Genomic DNA, 18,528 nt, shown 5'->3' on the forward strand with positions numbered 1-18,528 from the left:
TGTAAATAGTTTTTTCGTCATTTTGAAATGTCTCCGATTCTCATTTTTCTCTCATTATACAAGAAATACCCTATAGAATAGACCTTTTTTTAAGTGTCTATCCTATAGGGTACATTTTATTTATGTTCTTCCTTTTTATTTTGTGAGAATTTTTTCTGAAGCACTTTACGAGCATTTTTTTATTTCTAGATACATAACACAATACATCATATAAGTGATATAAATAATGAATTTTTACTAAAAACTATGAACGTTTCCGCAACTTTTATGATTGTCTCTTTTGAATGAAAATTATAGCAAGATATAATAAAGTTATAATGTTAGAAGGGGTGTCTTTTATGAAAAGAGAAAAAAGACAACGACTTATTAAACAATTAGTAGAAGAATATGAAATAGATACACAAGAGCGATTAGTAGAATTATTGGCAGAACAAGGTGTGTCTGTAACACAAGCTACCATTTCGAGAGATATTCGAGAATTAAATATAATAAAAGTAGCTTCTTCAAAAGGATTACCAATATATAAATTTTTCTCGAAGGATCATTTACAAACGGATATGCAGTTAAAGAAAAAATTAGAAGAAGTAGTTGTGAAAGTTGATTATGTAGATCGATTAACGGTTATTAAAACGTTACCTGGTAATGCACATGTGATTGGTGCTTTGTTGGATTCGTTAGATTGGAAAGAAAAAATAGGATGTGTATGTGGAAACGATACATGTCTTATTATTTCTCATTCTCTTTCTGATAGAAAAATTTTAGAAGAACGACTAAATTTTATTATGTAGATGAAATCCCATTTCTAATAGAGATTAGAAATGGGATTTTTTTTATACATTTCATACTCTAATATTCATTGATATATACAGAACAAATAACTATATTGTGAGATATGTGATAAAACGATTTATAAAAATACAACTATATATGACTTTAAAAAATAATTTGTGAAATATTTCACCATTGAATGTTAACCTTTTCACAAAAGCGGAAATGTTTTCTGTTTATGATGTACTTGTAAGATATCAAACGAACTTAAAGGGAGGTACAACAAATGAAACATCCGATTCATGTTACTTCAGAAATTGGGGAGTTGCAAACGGTTTTATTAAAACGTCCTGGAAAAGAATTGGAGAATTTAACACCAGATTATTTGCAACAATTATTATTTGACGATATTCCCTACTTACCAATTGTTCAAAAAGAGCATGATTACTTTGCACAAACATTACGTAATCGGGGTGTGGAAGTTCTTTATTTAGAAACGCTAGCAGCAGAGGCATTAACTGATAAAAAATTTCGTGAAGAATTTGTTAATCGTATTTTAAAAGAAGGGCAAGCTGATGCCAATGTTGCGCATCAAACCTTAAAAGAATATTTACTTTCCTTTTCAAATGAAGAATTGATTCAAAAAATTATGGGCGGTGTGCGGAAAAATGAAATTGACACAAGTCAAAAAACACATCTATACGAATTAATGGAAGATCATTATCCGTTTTATTTAGACCCAATGCCAAATTTATATTTTACGCGTGATCCGGCGGCTACGATAGGTGAAGGGGTAACCATTAACAAAATGAGAGAACCAGCACGTAGACGTGAATCATTGTTTATAGAATACATTATGAAATATCATCCACGATTTGCAAATCATAATGTACCAGTTTGGTTAAATCGTGATTATAAGTTTCCAATTGAAGGCGGTGACGAACTTATCTTAAATGAAGAAACAGTTGCGATTGGTGTATCTGCTCGTACATCAGCAAAAGCGATTGAACGGTTGGCTAAGAACTTATTTAGTCGTCAAAATAAAATTAAAAAAGTATTGGCAATAGAAATTCCAAAATGCCGAGCATTTATGCATCTAGATACAGTCTTTACGATGGTTGACTATGATAAATTTACCATTCATCCAGCTATTCAAGGACCAAAAGGGAATATGAACATTTACATTTTGGAAAAAGGTCTGGATGAAGAGACTCTTAAAATTACACATCGCACATCGTTGATGGAAGTTTTAAAAGAAGTTTTAGGCTTACAAGAATTAGTATTGATTCCTTGTGGAGGAGGAGATGTAATTGCTTCTGCTCGTGAACAATGGAATGATGGATCGAATACATTAGCAATTGCTCCAGGAGTAGTTGTTACATATGATCGCAACTATGTATCAAATGCTTTATTACGTGAACATGGAATTGAAGTAATTGAGGTATTAAGCTCGGAATTATCACGCGGTCGTGGGGGTCCACGTTGCATGAGTATGCCGATTGTTAGAAAAGATATTTAGTGATAAATAACGGAGAAAGTAGGGATGAACGATGTTAATGACGAGATCAAACTTAAAAGGAAGAAGTTTTCTTGCTGAAAAAGATTTTACAAAAGAAGAATTATTATATTTTCTTGATTTAGCAGCGGAATTAAAAGAGAAAAAGAAAAATGGTATCCCACATCATTATTTAGAAGGAAAAAACGTTGCACTCCTATTTGAAAAAACTTCAACCCGTACAAGATGCGCATTTACAGTCGCTTGTACTGATTTGGGTGCAAATCCTGAATATTTGGGAAAAGGTGATATTCAGCTTGGTAAAAAGGAATCTGTTGAAGATACAGCAAAAGTGTTAGGCCGTATGTTTGATGGAATTGAGTTCCGTGGTTTTTCTCATGAAACAGTAGAATCGTTAGCTGCAAACTCTGGCGTGCCAGTATGGAACGGTTTAACAGATATGTGGCATCCGACACAAACACTTGCAGATCTTCTAACAATTAAAGAGCACGTAGGGCATTTGAAAGGTGTGAAGCTTGTTTATGTTGGTGATGGCCGGAATAATGTAGCGAATAGTTTATTAGTTGGTGGTTCAATTGTTGGAATGGAAGTTCGTATTTGTGCACCAGAGTCATTATGGCCAGCGCAAGAAGTAATCGACTTAGCGAAACAATATAGTAATCGTGTTATGGTAACAAGCGATGTGGAAGAAGCGGTTGCAGATGCAGATGTCATTTATACAGATGTATGGGTATCTATGGGAGAAGAAGATAAATTTGCTGAACGGATTGCTTTATTAACGCCTTATCAAGTGAATATGCAAATGATTCAAGCAACAGGAAATGATAATGTGATTTTCCTACATTGTTTACCTGCATTTCATGATGTGGAAACAATGTATGGTAAAGAAATTTATGAAAAATACGGCTTGAACGAAATGGAGGTAACAGACGAGGTATTCCGCAGTAAATATTCAAAAGTATTTGATCAAGCTGAAAATAGAATGCACACAATTAAAGCGGTTATGGCAGCTACTTTAGGGGATATGAAATAAAGAAGGAAGTATTGCTTCCTTCCTTTCTCCTCCTTTGGATATAATCATTCACTATTTGTAATATTGCAAATTAAGAGAGGTGAGTGGAATGGATGAAGAAAAGAAATTAGGACTCTTTACTTTAATCGCCCTTGTAGTTGGTTCTATGATTGGCGGTGGTGCATTTAATTTGGCGAGTGATATGGCAAAAGGTGCTGGCGCAGGGGCTATTATTATTGGATGGATTATAACGGGTATTGGAATGATTGCCCTTGGTTTATCTTTTCAAAATTTAACTGTCAAAAGACCAGATTTAGATGGTGGCATTTTTAGTTATGCAAAAGCTGGATTTGGTAATTTTATGGGATTTAATAGTGCGTGGGGGTATTGGCTGTCAGCTTGGCTAGGGAATGTCGCTTACGGTACATTATTATTTGCTTCATTAGGATATTTCTTCCCTATTTTTGAAGGGGGGCAAAACGTTGCATCTATTATTGGAGCAAGTGTATTACTTTGGTGCGTTCACATGCTAATTTTACGCGGGGTACAATCAGCAGCACTTGTGAACTTAGTAACGACAATTGCGAAATTAGTGCCTGTATTTGTATTTATTATGGTAGGAATTTTCGTTTTTCATTTTGATATTTTCTTAGACGGCTTTTGGGGACAAGCTGGTTCTTTTTCTTGGGGAGCGGTAGGTAGCCAAGTGAAGAGTACAATGCTTGTCACACTTTGGGTATTTATTGGTGTTGAAGGAGCTGTTGTTCTATCAAGCCGCGCTAAAAATAGAAGTGATGTTGGAAAAGCGACAGTTATTGGATTAATTGGTACATTGATTATTTATATTTTAATTACATTGTTATCCCTAGGACTCATGAAACAAGCAGATGTAGCAAATTTGAGAAATCCAGCTATGGCATATTTATTTGAAAGTATAGTTGGAAAATGGGGGGCAGTCTTTATTAATTTAGGTTTAGTCATTTCTGTATTGGGTGCTTGGTTAGGTTGGACATTACTTGCATCCGAAATTCCATACTTAGCTGCCAAAGACGGAGTATTTCCGAAATGGTTTGCAAAAGAGAATAAAAACAAAGCTCCTGTGAACTCATTATGGATAACAAATGGGCTCATTCAAATTTTCTTATTAACATTTGTTGTTTCAGATCAAGCATATAACTTTGCTTTCTCTCTTGCATCCTCAGCTATTTTAATTCCGTATGCTTTTTCAGCATTTTATCAACTTAAATATAGTTTGAAATCTAAAGAAAATGATCGTATAAAAAATATAATCATTGGTTCGGTTGCAAGTATTTATGGAGTTTGGTTAGTCTATGCTGCGGGACTAGAATACTTGTTATTAACCATGACTTTATATGCACCTGGTATTTTCATTTTTTACAATGTTCAAAAGCAAACACATCAAAAACAAATATTTACTCGTATAGAGTTAGCATCATCTGTAGCAATTGGTGCATTAGCATTCTTTGCAATTTATGGATTAATTACAGGTAGTATTACGTTATAAAAAATGAAATGGAGGGCTGAAATATGAAAAGAAGAAAAATCGTAGTTGCATTAGGAGGAAATGCAATACAATCTGGAAATGCTACTGCTGAGGCTCAGCAGAAAGCACTAGAAAGAACAGCAGAACAACTTGTTAAAATTATGGGAAATAACATTGATATTGTAATTGCACATGGGAATGGTCCACAAGTGGGGAATATTTTATTACAACAAAAAGTAGCAGAAACAGAGAAAACACCGGCGATGCCATTGGATACTTGCGGTGCAATGAGCCAAGGAATGATTGGGTATTGGATGGAAAATGCAATTGAAAAAGCGCTGAAAAAACAAAATATAAAAAAAGAAGTAGCAACAGTAATAACTCGTGTGATTGTTGATGAGAAAGATGAAGCATTTCAAAACCCTACAAAACCAATAGGACCCTTTTATACGGAAGAGGAAGCAAGACACTTAATGAAGGAAACAAAAGCTGTATTTAAGGAAGATGCCGGAAGAGGATGGAGACGAGTTGTTCCGTCACCAAAGCCTGTGAGCATTCATGAACATAAAGTAATCAATTCATTAGTAGAAGCTGGGAATATCGTAATCGCTGTTGGTGGTGGCGGGATCCCAGTAATTGAATCTGAAGAAGGATTGAGAGGAACGGAGGCTGTTATTGATAAGGATTTTGCTGCTCAAAAGCTAGCTGAACTAGTAGGTGCGGACACTCTCATCATTTTAACCGCAGTTGATTATGTATACATAAATTATAATCAACCAAATCAGAAGAGACTAGAATCGATTGGAGTGGATGAATTAAAAAAATATATAGAGGAACAGCAATTTGCACCAGGAAGTATGCTTCCGAAAATTGAAGCAGCTATTCATTTTGTTAATGCAGGTCCAGGACGAAAAACAATTATTACTTCTTTAGACAAAATATATGAAGCATTGGAAGAGAAAGCAGGTACTATTATTTCTCAACAAGAAGCATGTGTATGTATAAGGTAGCTTATTTAAGATAAGACTGCAAATACCATACGAATTTCGTATTAACCGTAGGAACTGCGGGGGTAGCCTACTGAATAACCGATGGGTACATCGGTGTTCGTAGGAATCCTCCACTTCAAGCGTTAGCTAAGTGGGGGAGTTCAAAGCTAGTAAGTAAAAAGAATGAAGCGGTTCGCTTCATTCTTTTTACTTACTAATAATCTTTCGTAATCAATGTTCATAAAGTATTCATTATGAAATTAAGAGATGTGGATGGGTTATGATAAAATTTACTTGAATGCGCTTTCTTGATGTTTTAATACCATGTATAGCAAGAAAGAGGGATTTCTTATGAATAGGCGGAATGTGGTTAAAGATTTAAAGCAGTTTGAATTATTTTCTCATGTAACAGACAAAAAGTTAAAAGGTTTAACGGAATTTATTTATTGGCGCACCTATAAGAAAGGACAATTTTTATTTTTAGAAGGAGATTCAAGAGAACGAATTTACCTTATGTTAGATGGTTTTGTAAAGTTAGAACGAGTAAATCAAAGTGGAAATTTATTATATGAAGACTATGTAAAGAGATATTCTATTTTTCCTTATAGTGGTATGTTTACTGATAAAGGATACAGCTATACGGCAGAAGCTATAACTGATGTCGATGTGTATTATATTCCGACAGTAATTTTTGAAGATATGGTGAAGGCAAATCGAACACAATTAATGCACATTGTTCAGCAGTTATCCTCAATATTAAAGTTGAATGAAAATCGTGTGCAAAACATTACGATTCCTAATGCACAAGATCGTGTTATTCAAACATTAAATTATTTAATGCATGACTTAGGCGAACCAAACGGTGAAGAAATTGTAATCCCTTGTCCACTGACAACAATTGAAATTTCTAAAATATCTGGAACATCTCGAGAGACAGTTAGCAGCGTATTAAAACAATTGAAAAATGACCGTATTGTTACCGTGTTAGGTAAAAAAATTACAATACATAATCCTACTTATTTTGAAGAAAGCGCTATGTGAAAAATACAATAATGAATGTGAGAGAAAAGAAGCATTGAGACATAAAGATGTATCAATGCTTTTATCATTTTAATTGTACATGAATGAATATATATTTATGAGGCATTTCTATAAAAAAGATTGTATATTCCGATAATATTGGCTAAAATCGATAATAAAAACAAAGGGGAAGAAAGAATGATCCGTATTGAATATGATCGATTGCTTGCTATATTTTATAGTGTCGGGGTATTACTAGTGTTAAAATTTCCAAACGATAACGAACTAGTAGGAGAGAAATTATTTCATTCATATGGACTTCCAGTAGATACATATATTTATATGAATTATAAAATTTCAAATGTATGGGTTACATCTTGTGTATTACAAGGGCTTTCTTTTTTACTTTTTATGAAGTGGATGGAAAAGAATCATTCTAACTGGTTAAAAAGATTTCATAAAATGAAAAGTGGATGTATAGGAGTAATAATGTGTATATTGCCATTCACATTTAATCAACTCATTCAAACTCTTGATAAAACTTGGTACTATGCGGGGAAAACAGGGTTAGAGGCAATTGAATATAAAAAGGAAGATAGTGAATGCAAGATAGAGAAAAGAGGAGAGAAACGAGAGAAAAATTGTGTAGTTACTTTAAAGAATTATCGTAATTATGCACAAGCATTACAACTTGTGTTGCATCAAGATACAGAACAAAATATCGAAGGTTATCACGTACCAACACCTATTTATTTACAGCGGCATGAAACAAAACAATTTAAATTTCAAATTCCAGTTTCATTAGATGAAAATGTAGTGGGAAATACAATACCAAATATCGAATTGAAGTTATTACATGACAAAAAGACAGCACATAATTGACAGAATGAGTAGAAGAAATGAGAAGAAGAGGTAGTCATCCAAAATGTTGAGAGAAATCAAACATAAATTGGATGGCTTTTTTTATTTAGTGAGAACAAAAGGAGATAGATAAGAGATAGCCTGTAAATTTGCAAAAAAAATAGGCAAAAATAAAAGGGTATTGTTTTTGAGAGAAAAGAGGATATTGAATAGTAAGATGAAAATTATCGTTGCAAACTTGATATATTTTGTTATGATAGTGTTACGAAAACGTTTGCATAAAAAAGAGGGATATAGAAGGAGAGCGCTATTATGAATAAAATATGGTGGAAAGAAGCTGTCGCTTATCAAATTTACCCACGTAGCTTTATGGATTCAAATGGTGATGGTATTGGAGATTTACAAGGTATTATAGCAAAGCTTGATTATTTAAAAGATTTAGGGATAGATGTTATTTGGATTTGTCCAATGTATAAATCACCAAACGATGATAATGGTTATGATATTAGTGACTATCGCGAAATTATGGATGAGTTCGGTACAATGGCAGACTTTGATGCATTACTAGAAGAAGTGCATAAGCGCGGTATGAAATTAATTATTGATTTGGTTATTAATCATACAAGTGATGAACATCCTTGGTTTATTGAATCGCGATCATCTAAGGATAATCCAAAACGCGATTGGTATATTTGGCGTGATGGTAAGGATGGAAAAGAGCCGAATAACTGGGAAAGTATTTTTAATGGTTCTGCTTGGGAATATGATGAGACAACAGACCAATATTACTTACACATATTCTCACGGAAACAGCCGGATTTAAATTGGGAGAATCAAGAGGTTCGCGAAGCTTTATATGAGACAGTGAACTGGTGGTTAGATAAGGGAATAGATGGATTTCGTGTTGATGCGATTAGTCATATTAAGAAAGAAGAAGGACTAAAAGACATGCCAAATCCCAAAGGGTTACCTTATGTATCTTCTTTTGATAAACATATGAATGTGAATGGTATTCAGCCGTTATTAGAGGAACTAAAAGAGAATACATTTGCAAAATACGATATTATGACTGTTGGAGAAGCGAATGGTGTCAAAATTGAAGATGCAGATCTTTGGGTTGGAGAGGAAAACGGTAAATTCAATATGGTATTTCAATTTGAACATTTAAGTTTATGGGATGCTGAAAAGAAAAAAGAACTTGATGTTGTAGAGTTGAAGAAAGTGTTAACAAAATGGCAAAAAGGTTTAGAAAATAAAGGGTGGAACGCACTTTATATTGAAAACCATGATAAGCCACGTATTGTATCGACTTGGGGAGACGATCAGCAATATTGGCGTGAAAGTGCAACAGCTTTAGGAGCGATGTATTTCTTTATGCATGGAACGCCATTTATTTATCAAGGGCAAGAGATTGGGATGACAAATGTTCAGTTTCCTAATATCGATGATTATGACGATGTAGCTATTAAAAATTTATACCGTGAGAAAATTGCACAAGGTGTATCGCATCAAGAAATGATGGAAATTATATGGGCATCTTGTCGCGATAATTCGCGTACACCTATGCAGTGGAGTAGCGAAGAAAATGCAGGTTTTACAACAGGAACACCTTGGTTTGGAATCAATCCAAATTATAAAGAAATCAATGTCCAAAAGCAGCAAGAAGAACCCAATTCTATTTTGAATTTTTATAAGAAAATGATTGCTCTAAAAAAGGCACATGCTGTTTTCAATTACGGTACGTATGATTTATTATTAGAGGATGATCCGCAAATTTATGCATACACGCGTACATTACAAGATGAAAAAATAATTGTGATTACCAATCTGTCAAGCAAGGAAGCTATCTATCATAAGAATTCATACACGTTAGAAAGCAATCGATTGCTTTTAAGTAACTATGAAATTTCTGAAGATGAAGGAAATAAGAAAATCATCTTAAATCCTTATGAAGCAAGAATTTATCGTATTTCTTAAAAAAAATGGTGCTCTCGTAGCATCTTTTTTTGTTTAGAAAAAACTTTTTATTGCAATGTGAAAGCGCTTTTATTAAAATTAATTTATGAAAACGTTTGCGTCAATTCTCTGTTTGGAATTGTTTTCATATATGTAGAGAAATTCTATGTTGTCTTATTAGGAAACTGGTAAACAAAGGGAGGAAAAAACAGATGAAAATTACGTCTTTTGATTTTTGGCAGAAGTTTGGGAAAGCGTTGTTAGTTGTTGTAGCAGTTATGCCAGCTGCAGGTTTAATGATTTCTATTGGTAAGCTAATCGGTATGGCTGCTGGAGATGTAAATGCTGTACATATGATTGCTAGAGTTATGGAAGACATTGGTTGGGCGATTATTACAAACTTGCATATTTTATTTGCAGTAGCAATTGGGGGATCGTGGGCAAAGGACCGCGCAGGCGGTGCGTTTGCAGCGCTGTTAGCATTTGTGTTAACAAACCGGATTACGGGAGCTATATTTGGTGTTAACACTGAAATGTTAGCGGATTCAAAAGCGGAAGTTTCTTCATTATTAGCTGGAGATTTACTTGTAAAAGATTATTTCACTTCTATACTTGGTGCACCAGCGCTCAATATGGGAGTATTCGTAGGGATTATTACAGGGTTTTTAGGTGCCACTTTATATAATAAATATTATAACTATAATAAATTACCACAGGCATTAGCATTTTTTAATGGGAAACGTTTTGTACCATTTGTTGTAATTGTTTGGTCTACCATTACGGCAATTGTTTTATCACTTTTATGGCCGTTCATCCAAAGTGGATTAAATGAGTTCGGACGCTGGATTGCGGCATCGAAAGACAGTGCACCAGTTGTCGCGCCATTCGTATACGGGACATTAGAGCGTCTGTTATTGCCGTTTGGATTACATCATATGTTAACGATTCCGATGAACTATACAGAACTTGGTGGGACATATACAATGTTAACGGGTTCGAAAGTTGGTCAAGTGGTTGCAGGACAAGACCCGCTATGGTTGGCATGGGTTACAGATTTAAATAATTTATTAACAAATGGGGATACAAAAGCATATAACGATTTGTTAAATAATGTAGTGCCAGCTCGTTTTAAAGTAGGACAAGTAATTGGATCGACAGCATCACTAATTGGGATTGCATTTGCAATGTTTTACAATGTTGATAAAGACAAACGTGCAAAATATAAGCCAATGTTCTTTTCAGCAGCATTAGCGGTATTTTTAACAGGTGTTACAGAGCCGATTGAATTTATGTTTATGTTCATCGCGCCATTATTATATATAGTGTATGCAATTACAACAGGTCTTGCATTTGCATTGGCAGATCTTATTAATTTACGAGTACATGCATTTGGATTTATTGAATTAATGACTCGTACACCAATGATGGTTCATGCAGGGTTAACAAGAGACTTAATTCATTTTGTGATTGTTTCAGTAATGTTCTTTATTTTAAACTTTACCGTATTTCATTTCTTAATTAAAAAATTTAATTTACCAACTCCAGGGCGTGCGGGTAATTATATTGATAATGAAGATGATTCTTCAGAACAAATAGCAAATGGAAAAGAAGGGTCTTTAGCAACAAAAGTTATTGACCTTCTAGGTGGAAAGGATAATATTGCAGATGTAGATGCTTGTATGACACGTTTACGTGTGACAGTGAAAGATTTAAGTGTCGTTGCACCAGAAACAGATTGGAAACAAAATGGGGCATTAGGGCTTATTGTAAAAGATAAAGGTGTGCAAGCTGTATACGGTCCAAAAGCAGATGTATTAAAATCAGATATTCAAGACATGTTAGGTGCATAAGAAATGAAAGTATTAACTTTAAATTGTCATTCTTGGCAAGAAGAGAATCAATTAGAAAAAATAAAATACCTTGCTAAGACGATTCAAGAAGAAAATTACGATGTAATTGCTTTACAAGAGGTAAGCCAATCTATAAAAGCTCAAAGTGTATATGGTAACAAAAAGAAGGATAACTTTGGTCTTATATTGCTTGCAGAGCTTAAACAGTTAGGTTTAGAAAATTACAGTATGGTTTGGGACTTCGCGCATATTGGCTATGACATATATGAAGAAGGTTCAGCCATTATAACGAAGCATCCGATTATAAAACGAGGTTCTTTCTTCGTATCAGAAAGTAAGGATACAACGTATTGGAAAACACGTAAGATTGTTTATGCAACAATTTTTTATCAAGGGAAAAACATAACCTTTTATTCTTGTCACCTTGGTTGGTGGAATGATGAGGAAGAACCATTCCGAGAACAAGTGAATCGTTTCATGGAGCACATTGATGATCATGAGCTTTCATTCTTAATGGGTGATTTTAATAATAATGCTCATTTAAGAGGAGAAGGATATGATTATATGATACAAAATAATTTTTACGATACATACGCATTAGCGATGGAGAAAGATGAAGGAACAACCGTACAAGGGAAAATTGCTGGCTGGGACGAAAATAAGCAAAACTTGCGGATTGATCTAGTGTTAAGTAACAAACCAGTAAAGGTTTTTTCTTCAAAAGTTATTTTTAATGATATGAATCGGAAGATCATTTCAGATCATTTTGGAGTAGAAGTTCAATTGAACGTATAATAGAAGAAATCCTCATAGTGCTGCAGAAGCTATGAGGATGTTTTTGAAAAATACAAGTATTTCCAAGAGAAAATACTTGTATTTTTTATGACATTTCCTATATATTTGTTATTAATGAATGTAAAACCAATTTGGTCATTTTGTATGTATTCTTTTGCTTACTTCGTTATATAATGAAGTAAGCAAAAGAATAGATTGGAAAAATCGAGTATTTTCGTTTAATTCGGGTGGTGGAAAATGATATAATTGCAAAATGCATGTATCGTTTTTGGAATAAGGAAAAATATATAATTAGGTGATTGCTTATATGAAACAAATATGGCGTATTTATACGACAGATGTACGGAATGTAGCTAAACATTGGGCTGCGATTGTTATTGTACTAGGATTAATGATTTTGCCATCGTTATATGCATGGTTTAACATTAAGGCTTCTTGGGATCCATACGGGAATACAAACGAAGTGCCAATTGCAGTTTCTAACCAAGATGCTGGTTCGAATATAAGGGGGAAAGATATTAACATCGGGGACGAAATTGTCAATTCACTCAAGAAAAACAAAAATCTAGGTTGGAAGTTTGTTGATGAGAAACAAGCAATCTACGGGGTTGAACATGGAGATTACTATGCAAGTATTACAATTCCAAAAGATTTCTCTGAAAAAATTGCGACGGTTATTAGTGATAATCCGCAAAAACCAGAACTAGATTATTTCGTAAACGAAAAAGTAAATGCGATTGCACCGAAAATTACAGCAAAAGGTGCATCAGGTATTACAGAAGAAATTAGTAAGAACTTTGTTAAAACAGCAAACGGAGAGATTTTTAAAATTTTCAATAGCCTTGGAATCGATTTAGAAACAAACTTGCCAAGTATTGAAAAAGTAAAAGATCTTGTATTTAAGTTAGAAGCGCAATTTCCAAAAATGAATAAACTTATGGATACAGCACTAGATGATGCAACTAGAGCGCAAGATATTGTAAAAGTAGCGCAAGAGGATCTGCCAGTTGTACAGAGCGTCATTAATGATGGGCAGGAAACTTTGAACAACTTAGATAAATTCTTTGCACGAAATGATGAGACATTACAGAATGCACCAGGAACAATAAAGAGAGATTTAACGGCTCTAAAAAGCGGAATGGATGGTGCAGCGGCTATAACAGATTTCTTAATGGGACCTGGGGCGAATTTGAATATTCCTGATATTTCTCAGTTACCTACGCTTCCGGACCTTCCAAAAATTAATGATGAAGGTTACAAAAATATAGCAAGAAACATTAATCAAACAGTGAATAGTGTTTTAAACTCAGCACGTACAGGTACTGCATATGCACAGAGTGTGATGGATGGGTTACAAAATGGAAGTATTGATCCTGAAATAGCAAAGAAAAATATCACTACTATTTCTAATAATCTCCAGACTCATATAGACAATCTTTCTTCAATCATTACCATGATGTCTACACTTCAGCAGAATGCAACAACTGATTTTGGTAAGAAGTTTTTCGGTGATAGAGTAGCACATTTAACAGCTATTCGAGAAGGACAGCAAGATTTGAACAATCGATTTAAACGTCTTAATGACTTAATTAGTTCAGGGCAAGAAGTAAAACAAGATGTGAGAGATGCAATTAATCAAAAATTAGACGCAACAAACGCTTTAATTGATCAAGCGGAAAAGGATTATAATGAAACGTTTGTAGCGGATTATAAAAAAGCAGTCAATACTTTGGAGCAGACTAGTGATAAAGTGAATGAAGAGTATAATAAGGTAAGACAGCAATATGAACAAACTAAATCTATCCTTCAAAAAGCAAAAGAAGACTTTGAAAATAAAGGGATTAATGGATTAGATTCAACAAAAGTAGCTTTAAATAGTTTAAACAGTCAATTCCAAGCAGCTTCAAATATGATTACTGATATGATACCTGTCTTAGAGAGTGCGAATAAAGTTTTTGCTGATGTCAATAGTGATAAAAACTTTAATAATCAAATTGCGAAGCTGAAAAAAGCACAAAGTCTTCTACAAAAAGGTATAAAATTAACTGATAAAGGAATTGAAGCGATTAATAAAGGACAACAACCTGCGAAAGATATTATTGAAAGTATTAATGAAGTATCCAAAAATACTTCAGCACAATTAGGTGATATTTTAGCAAGGTACGATTCCGAAATCGTTCCAAACTTCAATGCAGCAATTGCACGTACAAAAGAGATGTCAAAAAATACATCTAAAATTTTAAGTGATGCGAATAAAAAGCTTCCAGATGTGAAGAAGTTGCTAGAAGACTCCTCAAAAGGATTGGTAGAAGGCACAAAGAAACTGAAAGATATTAAAGCGCAGATGCCAGCTACTCAGCAAAAAATAAAGGAACTAGCAGATAAAATTCGTCAGTTTGAATCGGAAGAGGATATAAAAGATATTATTCGTTTATTGAAAAATGATGTTGAAAAGCAAAGTGATTTCTTTGCAAATCCTGTGAAATTAAAAGAAAATAAATTATTTGCAATGCCAAACTATGGCTCAGCAATGTCACCGTTTTATACAGTGCTTGCATTATGGGTAGGAGCATTGTTAATGGTTTCATTATTAACAGTAGAAGTGCATGAACCGGGGACGGAATATAAGAGTCATGAAATTTATTTTGGACGCTTCTTAACGTTTTTAACGATAGGGCTTGCACAAGCGTTTATTGTATCGATGGGAGATATGTTCTTACTTGGTACGTACGTAGTTGATAAATTCTGGTTTGTGGTATTCAGTTTATTTAGCAGTGCAGTCTTTGTTTGCATCGTATACTCTCTCGTTTCTGTTTTCGGAAACGTTGGGAAATCAATGGCAATCATTTTACTCGTACTACAAGTAGCTGGGTCGGGAGGAACGTTCCCAATTCAAATGTTACCGAAATTCTTCCAAGCAATGTATCCATTCTTGCCGTTCACATATGCGATTAGTGCAATTCGTGAAACAGTAGGTGGAATGCTTTGGGATATTGTCATTAGAGATTTACTTGTATTGAGTGTGTTCGTTGTAATCATGTTAATTCTTGCATTATTACTGAAAACACCAATTAATAAATCGAGTGAAAAGTTTGTTGAGAATGCAAAAGGAAGTAAAATTATTCACTAATTATAAAGGTTTCTACCGAATTTGGTAGGAACCTTTTGTTTGATTAATATGGCGTTTTAGAAATGATAAAGTAATCGAAAAATGTATAGCAGTTTTAAATTTTTTTGTTGAGTGTTTTACGATTATCACAGGGCAATATTGAGACCATATTCCAGCGTGGTGTTGTAAATAAGATTGGAAATCAAACGATTAGAAATATTTTTCTAGCTAATGCTACTTCATACTATAGATTCAGTCCCCATATCCTTTTTCTAAACTGACTTTCACTGTTTCACCTTAATCGAAAAAAGCATTGTCCATCAAAACTTTTGATGGACAATGCTTTTTTCATTTAATCAAATTTTAATTTCTTCAATGCTTCTGCTAATGCATTATTTAATGGCTCTGCTTCTTTTTGCTGCTGTTTCATATATTTTTGAACGAAACGTTTATCTGCTTTGTTACCAGATTCTTTTTTGCGGCGTTCTTGGAAGGTAGATAGCTTCTCACGGTAGCCGCATCTACATGCAAAGATTTGACCAGCCCCCTCACCACGTAGCTCTAATTTTTTCTTACATTGCGGGCAACGGGCATTTGTTATGCGGGATACATTTTTACGGTGACCGCATTCACGGTCTTGGCATACGAGCATTTTTCCTTTTTTGCCGTTTACCTCTAGCATTGGTTTACCGCAGTCTGGACAAGACTTCGTAGAAATGTTGTCATGTTTATATTTTTTATTACTCGATTTAATTTCAGTAACAATTTCTTTCGTATAGTTCTTCATTTCAGAAATGAAGACTTCTTTTTTTAGTTTGCCTTTTGCAATTGCCTCAAGTTTTTGTTCCCACTCACCAGTTAGTGTAGGTGATTTTAATTCTTCTGGTACTAAATCAAGTAATTGACGACCTTTTGAGGTAATATGAATATCTTTACCACGTTTTTCAATTAAGAAAGAGTTGAAAAGTTTGTCGATAATATCTGCACGTGTCGCTACAGTACCTAATCCACCAGTCGATTTTAACGTATCAGCAAGTTGTTTATTTTGCGTATCCATATATTTTGTAGGGTTCTCCATTGCTGAAAGTAAAGTTGCTTCATTAAATCGTGCAGGTGGTTTTGTTTGACCTGATGTTTGCGTAATTAACTTTATAGTTAATGTATCACCTTTTTCAATACGAGGTAGAAGTTGTTCTTTTACGTCATCAGTTACATCATCATCTTCAAAGTGGTTTTCATATACTTCTTTCCAACCAGCATGTAAAATTGTTTTTCCGCGCGCAATGAACGTTTCATTCCCAATTTTTGTGCGTAATGTTAGTTGTTCGTATTCAAATGCTGGGAATAAAACAGCTAAGAAACGTTTTACAACTAAATCATAAATTTTACGTTCTTTATCAGTGAACGCAGAGAAATTAACATATCCCTCTGTTGGAATAATTGCGTGATGATCACTTACTTTACTATTATCAACAAATGATTTATTAGATTTTATCGGCTTATTTAAAATCTTATGTGCTAAAGAGCGATAGTCTCCTACACCGCATGCTTTTAGACGCTCTGGAAGTGTTCCAACGATATCAGATGAAATGTAGCGTGAATCCGTACGAGGATACGTTAGCACTTTATGCTGTTCATACAATTTCTGCATAATGTTTAATGTTTCTTTTGCAGAGTAACCGAACTTTTTATTTGCATCACGTTGCAATTCAGTTAAATCATAAAGGCCAGGAGAGAATGATTTCTTCTGTTTTTTATCAATTTCCACAACAGTAGCATTTTGTTTATCTAAGCTTTTTACGATACCATCAATTTTTTCTTTATTAAAACTACGACTATTTCCTTTTGCATCTTGCCAAGTTAGTTTTAAATTATTCGTTGTTTGAGCTTCGATACCGTAGTATGTTTGAGCTTTAAAGTTTTTGATTTCATCTTCACGACTCGCAATAATAGCTACAGTTGGTGTTTGCACACGCCCACAGTTTAATTGAGCATTGAATTTTGTTGTTAATGCACGAGTAGCATTTAAGCCGATATACCAATCAGCTTCAGAACGAGCAACGGCTGAGGCGTATAAATTATCATAAGTTTTACCTGGTTTTAAATTACGAAAACCATCTTTAATTGCTTTGTCTGTTACAGAAGAAATCCATAAACGTTTAATGGGTTTCTTCACTTTTGCTTTTTCAATAATCCAACGGGCAACCAATTCTCCCTCTCTTCCTGCATCAGTAGCCACAATTATCTCATTAACATCATTTCGACTAAGTTGATGTTTCACAGCATGAAACTGTTTTCCCGTTTGTTTTATAACAACTAATTTCATACGTTCTGGAAGCATAGGAAGATCTTCAAGATTCCATGTTTTATACTTATTATCATAAGCCTCAGGGTCTGCAAGTGTCACTAAGTGTCCAAGAGCCCAAGTCACGATATATTTATCCCCTTCTAAAAATCCATTTCCTTTTTTTGTACACTTTAATACTTTTGCGATATCCCGTGCAACTGATGGTTTCTCAGCAATTACTACACTCTTTGCCATGTATTCAAACTCCTTTACTAACTATATACCGTATAATATACCACAGTTTTCAAGAAGAACAGTAAGGAACACCTTCTATTTGGTAGTTATAATTGACATAGCTTCTTTAAGAATCTCTACTTCTTGTCTTAATTTCTTATTTTCTTTATAAACCTTATGAAACTGCTTTGGAGTCACTATCATTTGCTGTTTGGAATAGAGCTTCATCTGTTTATCCCGCTATTTTCTCACTTCAAGAATGGGAGGGAAGCAAGGAAGATAAGGATGAGGGCTGCCCGTAGCAGCTTGATTGGTGGGGATAATCGGTAGAGTATGGGGGATTTCGATTGCTTACAACTTCACTGCATTATAAGTTATACGTTGACATCGCAAATGAAATTCATTATCATTAAAAAGAGGTTACCATAACGTTGCCGAAACGTCAGATGAATCCGATTGATACATCTAAAAAAGGTTGGATTATGACGAATAGTTCGCGGCAAGAAATGGAAGCGCTTGCTAGAATTATGATTTCTATCATTCTATAAATAGGTGAGGGGGATAAAATGATAGGATTATAATCTGTTTGAAATCAAGTGATGGCGACAGAACATAATCTGTACCATG

The 18,528-nt window shown here is 34.1% G+C and carries 12 protein-coding genes; 11 read left to right on the forward strand and 1 reads right to left on the reverse strand.

Annotation, left to right across the window (positions count from 1 at the left end; translation table 11 throughout):
* Positions 1 to 338: 338 nt before the first annotated feature.
* The 11 genes from argR to MR056_RS11965 all read left to right on the forward strand — a co-directional run bounded on the left by argR (position 339) and on the right by MR056_RS11965 (position 15,401).
* Positions 339 to 788, forward strand: coding sequence for an arginine repressor (argR, locus tag MR056_RS11915; protein WP_011983463.1), 450 nt, complete (start codon positions 339 to 341; stop codon positions 786 to 788).
* Positions 789 to 1,054: 266 nt separating this feature from the next.
* A complete protein-coding gene (gene arcA, locus MR056_RS11920) occupies positions 1,055 to 2,287 on the forward strand; it encodes an arginine deiminase (protein WP_087097605.1) in 1,233 nt (410 codons plus the stop codon).
* Positions 2,288 to 2,318: 31 nt separating this feature from the next.
* Positions 2,319 to 3,317: an ornithine carbamoyltransferase gene (gene argF, locus MR056_RS11925; protein ID WP_011983465.1), complete on the forward strand. Its 999-nt coding sequence runs from the start codon at positions 2,319 to 2,321 to the stop codon at positions 3,315 to 3,317.
* An 88-nt stretch (positions 3,318 to 3,405) separates the two neighbouring features.
* Complete coding sequence (gene arcD / locus MR056_RS11930; RefSeq protein ID WP_087097607.1) at positions 3,406 to 4,821, forward strand: arginine-ornithine antiporter; 1,416 nt, start codon at positions 3,406 to 3,408, stop codon at positions 4,819 to 4,821.
* Between the two features lie 23 nt (positions 4,822 to 4,844).
* On the forward strand, positions 4,845 to 5,810 hold the full coding sequence (arcC, locus tag MR056_RS11935; RefSeq protein ID WP_210351344.1) for a carbamate kinase: 966 nt from the start codon (positions 4,845 to 4,847) through the stop codon (positions 5,808 to 5,810).
* Positions 5,811 to 6,140: 330 nt separating this feature from the next.
* A complete protein-coding gene (locus MR056_RS11940; protein WP_011983468.1) occupies positions 6,141 to 6,830 on the forward strand; it encodes a Crp/Fnr family transcriptional regulator in 690 nt (229 codons plus the stop codon).
* Between the two features lie 177 nt (positions 6,831 to 7,007).
* Complete coding sequence (locus MR056_RS11945; protein ID WP_011983469.1) at positions 7,008 to 7,691, forward strand: hypothetical protein; 684 nt, start codon at positions 7,008 to 7,010, stop codon at positions 7,689 to 7,691.
* Positions 7,692 to 7,982: 291 nt separating this feature from the next.
* The gene (locus MR056_RS11950) at positions 7,983 to 9,647 is read left to right on the forward strand and encodes a glycoside hydrolase family 13 protein (RefSeq protein ID WP_087097611.1); all 1,665 of its coding nucleotides are present in this window, start codon (positions 7,983 to 7,985) and stop codon (positions 9,645 to 9,647) included.
* Positions 9,648 to 9,838: 191 nt separating this feature from the next.
* Positions 9,839 to 11,476, forward strand: a complete 1,638-nt coding sequence (locus MR056_RS11955) for a PTS transporter subunit IIBC (protein ID WP_011983471.1) — start codon at positions 9,839 to 9,841, stop codon at positions 11,474 to 11,476.
* A gap of 3 nt (positions 11,477 to 11,479) precedes the next feature.
* Entirely contained in the window at positions 11,480 to 12,271 is a 792-nt protein-coding gene (locus MR056_RS11960; protein WP_087097613.1) for an endonuclease/exonuclease/phosphatase family protein, read from the forward strand.
* 307 nt (positions 12,272 to 12,578) lie between these two features.
* Positions 12,579 to 15,401: a YhgE/Pip domain-containing protein gene (locus tag MR056_RS11965; RefSeq protein ID WP_087094390.1), complete on the forward strand. Its 2,823-nt coding sequence runs from the start codon at positions 12,579 to 12,581 to the stop codon at positions 15,399 to 15,401.
* 331 nt (positions 15,402 to 15,732) lie between these two features.
* Here the strand turns inward: MR056_RS11965 and MR056_RS11970 are convergent, their stop codons facing one another.
* A complete protein-coding gene (locus MR056_RS11970; RefSeq protein ID WP_087097615.1) occupies positions 15,733 to 17,922 on the reverse strand; it encodes a DNA topoisomerase III in 2,190 nt (729 codons plus the stop codon).
* Positions 17,923 to 18,528 lie beyond the last annotated feature (606 nt).

It is taken from the genome of Bacillus cereus group sp. BfR-BA-01360 (assembly GCF_022663595.1).
GTDB classification, from domain to species: Bacteria; Bacillota; Bacilli; order Bacillales; family Bacillaceae_G; genus Bacillus_A; species Bacillus_A cytotoxicus.

Excerpts from the sequence above, each read along its gene's own strand:
- MR056_RS11960 (WP_087097613.1), top strand. The coding sequence starts at position 11,480 with ATGAAAGTATTAACTTTAAATTGTCATTCTTGGCAAGAAGAGAATCAA.
- argR (WP_011983463.1), top strand. The coding sequence starts at position 339 with ATGAAAAGAGAAAAAAGACAACGACTTATTAAACAATTAGTAGAAGAA.
- MR056_RS11940 (WP_011983468.1), top strand. The coding sequence starts at position 6,141 with ATGAATAGGCGGAATGTGGTTAAAGATTTAAAGCAGTTTGAATTATTT.
- MR056_RS11950 (WP_087097611.1), top strand. The coding sequence starts at position 7,983 with ATGAATAAAATATGGTGGAAAGAAGCTGTCGCTTATCAAATTTACCCA.
- argF (WP_011983465.1), top strand. The coding sequence starts at position 2,319 with ATGTTAATGACGAGATCAAACTTAAAAGGAAGAAGTTTTCTTGCTGAA.
- arcC (WP_210351344.1), top strand. The coding sequence starts at position 4,845 with ATGAAAAGAAGAAAAATCGTAGTTGCATTAGGAGGAAATGCAATACAA.
- MR056_RS11970 (WP_087097615.1), bottom strand. The coding sequence starts at position 17,922 with ATGGCAAAGAGTGTAGTAATTGCTGAGAAACCATCAGTTGCACGGGAT.
- arcA (WP_087097605.1), top strand. The coding sequence starts at position 1,055 with ATGAAACATCCGATTCATGTTACTTCAGAAATTGGGGAGTTGCAAACG.
- MR056_RS11965 (WP_087094390.1), top strand. The coding sequence starts at position 12,579 with ATGAAACAAATATGGCGTATTTATACGACAGATGTACGGAATGTAGCT.
- arcD (WP_087097607.1), top strand. The coding sequence starts at position 3,406 with ATGGATGAAGAAAAGAAATTAGGACTCTTTACTTTAATCGCCCTTGTA.
- MR056_RS11955 (WP_011983471.1), top strand. The coding sequence starts at position 9,839 with ATGAAAATTACGTCTTTTGATTTTTGGCAGAAGTTTGGGAAAGCGTTG.
- MR056_RS11945 (WP_011983469.1), top strand. The coding sequence starts at position 7,008 with ATGATCCGTATTGAATATGATCGATTGCTTGCTATATTTTATAGTGTC.